Below are 416 nucleotides of genomic sequence, written 5' to 3'. Positions count from 1 at the left end.
CTATGACTAAAAAACGAGCTAAATCAGATAATAAAAATTTACCTTTAAATGAAAATGAACGTGAAGAACTTGAAAGACTTAGAAATGAAGTTGAAACATTAAAGGCAGGTATAGCCTATCAAAAAAAGTTACAGGCCTTGACCGACATTTACGGAAGCAAAAATCAGAAATAGTAAAGGGCATTAAGGCATTACATGAAATATATAATATACGATTAAGTATCTTATTTAAAGTCGTTCAAATAGCTAAATCTGTATACTATTATTGGATAAATCAACTTAGTAAAGCTGATAAAGATGAAACATTGATTCAAGTAATAAAAGAGATATGTGAAGAATCAAACCATACCTATGGTTATCGTCGTGTTACACAAGCACTAAGAAATAGAGGTCTTATCGTAAATCATAAAAAAGTAC

At 29.3% G+C, this 416-nt stretch carries 1 protein-coding gene; it reads left to right on the top strand.

Going from position 1 to position 416, the window contains the following annotated elements:
* Positions 1 to 304: 304 nt before the first annotated feature.
* The coding region (locus tag LQ693_RS13860) for an IS3 family transposase (protein ID WP_481817101.1) at positions 305 to 416 on the top strand (112 nt) is incomplete at its 3' end.

The organism is Mammaliicoccus sp. B-M6 (assembly GCF_022386965.1).
GTDB classification, from domain to species: domain Bacteria; phylum Bacillota; class Bacilli; order Staphylococcales; family Staphylococcaceae; genus Mammaliicoccus; species Mammaliicoccus sciuri_A.
Note: the sequence above shows the minus strand (reverse complement) of the source record. Positions and strands in the feature narration are given on the sequence as shown.